Annotated in this window: 5 protein-coding genes; all 5 read right to left on the bottom strand. The window is 70.1% G+C overall.

All coding sequences use genetic code 11. The annotated features are described in order from the left end of the window. Nucleotides 1–990: MFS transporter (locus H5J26_RS27865; RefSeq protein ID WP_181768735.1), on the bottom strand; the 990-nt coding region annotated here is incomplete at its 3' end. A 386-nt stretch (nucleotides 991–1,376) separates the two neighbouring features. Next, complete coding sequence (locus H5J26_RS27860; RefSeq protein ID WP_181768734.1) at nucleotides 1,377–2,417, bottom strand: endonuclease/exonuclease/phosphatase family protein; 1,041 nt, start codon at nucleotides 2,415–2,417, stop codon at nucleotides 1,377–1,379. A gap of 232 nt (nucleotides 2,418–2,649) precedes the next feature. After that, nucleotides 2,650–3,261, bottom strand: coding sequence for a TetR/AcrR family transcriptional regulator (locus H5J26_RS27855; protein WP_181768733.1), 612 nt, complete (start codon nucleotides 3,259–3,261; stop codon nucleotides 2,650–2,652). Nucleotides 3,262–3,359: 98 nt separating this feature from the next. After that, nucleotides 3,360–4,952 (bottom strand): MFS transporter, encoded by a 1,593-nt coding sequence (locus H5J26_RS27850; RefSeq protein WP_181768732.1) that lies wholly within the window; start codon nucleotides 4,950–4,952, stop codon nucleotides 3,360–3,362. An 81-nt stretch (nucleotides 4,953–5,033) separates the two neighbouring features. Beyond that, nucleotides 5,034–5,466: LysR substrate-binding domain-containing protein (locus H5J26_RS27845; RefSeq protein WP_235981199.1), on the bottom strand; the 433-nt coding region annotated here is incomplete at its 5' end.

Genomic DNA, 5,466 nt, shown 5'->3' with positions numbered 1-5,466 from the left:
GGACTGGTTGCCGGCGGACGCCAGCGTGGGCGCGTGCCGGGCCTTCTGCATGATCAGCATCTGGAGCGGTGTCGTCGTCATGAATCCGACGCCGCCCAGGATCACGACCATCGTCATCGCCGCCCACTTGATCTCGACGACCGTGTGGAAGACGAGCATCGCGACGGCGAGGGTGGCCAGGCCGCCGTAGAGGGTCGGCCGCAGGGCGCGGTCCGTCAGCGGGCCCGCGACCAGGGCGCCGAGCGTCATGCCGATGCCGAAGAGTGCGAGCACGATCGTGACGGAGGAGTCGGCGAGACCGGTGACCTCGGTCATGATCGAGGCGAGGTAGCTGTAGACGGCGAAGACGCCGCCGAAGCCGAAGACCGCGGTGAGCAGACCGAGTATGACCTGACGGTGGCCGAGCGCGCGGACCTCGTGGCCGACGCCGCGCTGGTGTTCCAGCGGCATCGAGGGGACCATCGCGGCGAGTGTCACCATCGCGAGCACCCCGATGGCGCTGACGACGACGAACGTGGCCCGCCAGCCCAGCGCCTGGCCGATCGCGGTGCCGGCCGGTACACCGACGATGTTCGCGACGGTGAGCCCCAGGAACATGGTGGCCACGGCGCGGGCCCGGCGGTCCTCCTTCACCAGCCGCGCCGCGACGACGGCACCGACCCCGAAGAAGGCGCCGTGCGGCAAGCCGGCGAGCACGCGTCCCGCCAGCAGCGAGACGTAACTCGGCGCGAGGGCGGAGGCGAGGTTGCCGACTGTGAACACGCCCATCAGGAACACCAGCATCCGCTTGCGCGGTACACGGGCACCGAACGCGGTGAGCAGCGGGGCGCCGATGACGACGCCGATTGCATAGGCGGAGACGAGATATCCGGCGGTGGGCACCGAAGTACCCATGTCCTGCGCGACGTTGGGGAGCAGGCCCATCATCACGAACTCGGTGGTGCCTATTCCGAAGGCGCTGATCGCGAGAGCGAGCAAGGCCATGGGCATGGGCGGAAACCTTTCGGGCAGCGTCGAGCAGTCCTCAACAAGGGGTTTACAAGATCAATAAGGAGAGTGCGTGCGGTGCGCGCGACGACGTCGTCCGGGCCCGGCACGGCTTCATATGTTCTCTAACTGAACAAAGTCTCTCAGACGTCTTGTTCCCGCAGCCGCCATGCGTGTCTCAGGACAGCAACAACTGCCCGTGGAGCACGTGATTCACGACACGGCAGAACGCGGGTCCACCAGGGCCGGAGCCTTGGTGGACCCGCGTCATGCGGGGTGTCTTCCGGCGATGCCCTGCCGCCGTCCCGTGCTCTGCCTCGTGCCGTGTCACGTGTGTCACAGCGGCGCGCACGAGAGGCCCGCCCGGTGCGTACGTGAACCGCTCGCCGTCAGAAGTCGACCGTGGCGGCCACGGGCAGATGGTCGCTGCCGGTGGCGGGCAGCGACCAGGAGGAGACGGGCTCCAGCCCCTTCACCATGATCTGGTCGATGCGCGTCGTCGGGAACGACGCGGGCCAGCTGAAGCCCGGACCGTCGCCCGCCGCGCCCTGCGTGGAACGCATCTGGGCGGTGACCGGCGCGAGCGCCCGGTCGTTCATCGTCCCGTTGAGGTCGCCGAGGAGAACGGCCTTGCCCACGGGGTCCTCCGCTATGGCATTGCCGAGCGCCGCCGCGCTGTCGTCCCGCTGGCCGGCGGTGAACCCCGACGCGAACTGGAGGCGCACCGACGGCAGATGGGCGGCGTAGACAGCGACATCGCCCTGGGGTGTCCGGATGGTCGTACGCATCGCACGGGGCCAGCCCATCTTGATGTCGACCGTCGAGGTGTCCCGCATCGGGTACCGGCTCCACACGCCGACCGTGCCGACGCGCTTGTGGTGCGGGTACGCCCCTGCCAGCCCCTTGTCGTACTGAGCCGCCTGGCCGCCCGCCACCTCCTCCAGCGCCACGATGTCCGCGCCGGAACCCGACAGCTCCCGCGCGGTACGCGCCGGGTCGGGGTTGCCGGCGTTGACGTTGTGCGTGACGACGGTCAGGTCGCCGCCCGTACCGGACTTGGAGGTGAGCTGGCCGCCGAAGAGGTTCAGCCAGACCAGCGTCGGCACCAGCAGTGCGACCAGAGCCGTCGCGGAGCGCCGCAGCAGCGCCGTCAGCGCGAGCACCGGGATGAACACGCCGCCCCAGGGAAGGAAGGTCTCCCAGAGTGAACCGAGGTTGCCGATCGCGTTCGGGACCTCGGAGTGGAAGAACAGCGCCAGCCCCAGCAGCACCGCGAGCGTGGCCAGCACCCAGCCGCGCCGCCACGTGCCGCCGCCCCTCCAGCCGGAGGAGCCCGGGCTCACGCGGTGGCCGTCCAGACGGGTGCGGGAGAGGAATCCGCGCCGTTCGCCCGAAGTCCGGGCGGCATCCGCCATGTACGCACGTGCCATCCGCTGTTCCTCACTTGCCTTGCCGGTGCTTCTCGAACGATAGGCGATCCGGGGGTTCGCCCTGCGCAGCAAAGGCCGAGCACAGAGTCGGTCCGAACGCCCCGGACGGTTTCCCCGTGTCATGCAGGACGAACACCCTGGCGCGTGAGGTTCCGGCAGCGCCGCGCTTCAGCGGGCGTTGTGACGGAACACGCACATCGCACCGGGTGGCCGTGTCCTGCTCATGCCCCGCCTATCGCGGTGTACCCACGCCGCCGAGCACCGAGTCGACGATCTGCTCGGCCAGTCCCTCGGGCAGGTTCCTGCCCCCCTGAAGGACGGTGCGCGTGAGCATCGGCCCCGTGAAAAGTTCGCCGAGCAGCTCGACGTCCAGGTCGCCCCGCAGCTCACCCGTCCCGATGCCGCGCCGCAGCACCGTGTACATCGTCTCCCGGCGGACCTTGATGACGCTGTCCTGGTACTGCTGCCACAGCTCGGGGTGACTCGTCACATGGCTCATCATCGTGCGCAGCACCGCCGAGTTGCGCTTGGCCAGGCCCACGCGCCGGTGCCACTCCAGGATGCTCACCAGGTCGTCCCGTACGGATGTGCCCGCGAGTTCGGCCTGCGGCTCCTCCAGCGTGCGTACGACGTCCAGCAGCAGCGCGTCCTTGCCGGGCCAGCGCCGGTAGACGGTCGCCTTGCCGACACCGGCCGTGCGAGCGACGCGCTCCATGGAGACGGCGTCGATGGACGTGCCCTCCTCCAGCAGGTGCAGCACGCTCTCGATGATGGCGCGCTCCACCGCCTCGCTGCGCGGGCGTCCGCGCCGCACCGGTGCGCGGTCGGACGGGGTCCGGTTCATCGCGGCGCCTCCGTCATCGCTCTGCGGCCCTGTCCGTGGTCGGGGAAGGGGGCGGTGTCAACTGCCTGATTCTGACACGGTGATCGTCTGCCGGACGTTCAACGCCCCGCTTCCACAGGGGATTTCGCCCCGTCCTGCTCCGGCGGGACGTCCGGTCCGGCGCCGGCGCGCTTCCCGGGCAGCCACACGGCCACCACCAGTGCGCCCACCAACGCCACGGTCGCCGACCCGAGTACGGTCACGTGCATCGCGTCGATGAAGGCGTCCTTGGCGGGACCCGCCAACTCCCGTCCAGCGGGCCCCATCCGGGCCGCGAGCGCGAGCGTGCCCTCGATCGACTCGCCGGCGGCATGCCTCACCCCCTCCGGCAGCCGCAGCGCCTCCAGACGTCCGTCGATGCCCTCCCGGTAGCGCGCGGAGAGCATCGATCCCAGCACGGCCACGCCCATGGCGCCCCCGACCTGCCGGAAGGTGTTGTTGACGGCGGAGCCGGAGCCGGCCTTCTCCCGTGGGAGGGACTGCATGATGGAGACGGTCGCGGGCGGCATGATGTGCGCCATCGCCGAGCCCTGCACGAAGAAGACGACCTCCAGGGCCCAGACCGGTGTCGTGCGGCCGAACAGCACGAACGCCGCCATTCCCGCCGCCACCAGCAGCATCCCGCTCGTGCAGACGGCCTTGGCCCCGAAGCGGTCGACGACCAGCCGGGCACGGGGCGCGAAGATCAGCTGCGCGACGGCCAGCGGCAGCATCAGCAGGCCCGCCTCCAGCGCCGAGAAGCCGCGCACGCTCTGCATGTAGAAGACGGCGAAGAAGGTGACGCCCATCAGCGCGAAGAAGACGAGCGCGATGGCGGCCACGGCGGCGGAGAAGGCCGGGTTCTTGAAGTAGGTGACGTCGATCGCAGGGTGGTCGCTGCGCCGCTCGTGCAGCACGAAGACGATGAGCACCAGCACTCCCCCGCCGCCGGTGAGCAGCACCTCGGGGTCGGTGAAGTCGGCGATCTGGCCGCCCTTGATGATCCCGTAGACCAGCAGCACCAGGCCCGCGATGGACAGGAGCACGCCGATCGGGTCGAGCCGTCCGGGCCGTGGATCGCGGGAATCGGGGACCAGGAGCACCATCGCGATCAGCGCCAGGACGACGATGGGCACGTTGACCAGGAACACCGAGCCCCACCAGAAGTGCTCCAGGAGCGCTCCGCCCGTGATCGGGCCGATGGCTATGCCCAGCCCGACGCCGCCCGCCCAGATGCCGATGGCCTTGGGCTGTTCGTCCCGCTCGAAGACGTTCATCAGGATCGCCAGCGTGGCGGGCATGACGAACGCGCCGCCGAAGCCCATCACTGCGCGGAACGCGATGAGTTGGCCCGGTGAGTCGGAGAAGGCGGCCAGGACGGAGCCGACCCCGAAGACGGCGAGGCCGAAGAGGATCATCCTCTTGCGGCCCAGGCGGTCCCCCAACAGCCCGGCGGTGAAGAGGAGTCCGGCGAAGACGAGCGTGTAGGAGTTGATCGACCACTCCAACTCGCTCTGCGTGGCCCCGAGTCCGGTCGGCCCGGGCTGGGCGATGGTCTTCATGGCCACGTTGAGTATGGAGTTGTCCAGCACCACGATCAGAAGGCTGAACATCAGCACGGCGAGGACGGCCCAGCGCCGCCGGTGCACTTTCTCGGGCAGGGAGGAGCTCATGCGCGACACACTATCCCATTTCGATACGAGCCCGTCTCGTATCGTTTGAGGGTTCCCGGCCGGGCGGTCACCCGGCCGCACTCACCGTTCGGCGGCGGCCCGCAGCGCGTCCAGCAGCCCCTGCAGTGCGGGCGGGACCGGCGAAGTCCCGCGTACGGCCGCGCAGATGACCCTGACCGGCTCCGGCTTGCGGATCCTGCGCACGACGACGCCGGGGTGGCGCCCGCCCAGCCCCAGAGTCGGGACCAGGGCGACACCCAGACCGGCCGCCACGAAGCCCTGCGCCGTGGCGTGGTCCTCGCTCTCCACCACGACGCCCGGGGTGAAGCCGGCGGCCGAGCAGGCGTCGAGGACGACCTCGCGGCAGGGACCGTGCCGCTCGCTGCCGACCCACGGTTCGTCGGCTAGGTCCGCCAGGTCGAGCACGCGCTCGGCGGCGAGCCGGTGCCCCCGTGGCAGAACGGCGCGGTACGGGTCGTCGAGCAGCGGTACGAGTCGCACGCCCCGGGGCAGC

Source organism: Streptomyces albidus (ex Kaewkla and Franco 2022) (assembly GCF_013870515.1).
Taxonomy (GTDB): Bacteria; Actinomycetota; Actinomycetes; order Streptomycetales; family Streptomycetaceae; genus Streptomyces; species Streptomyces albidus.
The sequence above is the reverse complement of the archived record's forward strand: the minus strand, read 5'-3'. Positions and strand labels throughout refer to the sequence as shown.

Coding starts and splice junctions, on each gene's coding strand:
- H5J26_RS27860 (WP_181768734.1), bottom strand. CDS start 2,417: ATGGCACGTGCGTACATGGCGGATGCCGCCCGGACTTCGGGCGAACGG.
- H5J26_RS27855 (WP_181768733.1), bottom strand. CDS start 3,261: ATGAACCGGACCCCGTCCGACCGCGCACCGGTGCGGCGCGGACGCCCG.
- H5J26_RS27850 (WP_181768732.1), bottom strand. CDS start 4,952: ATGAGCTCCTCCCTGCCCGAGAAAGTGCACCGGCGGCGCTGGGCCGTC.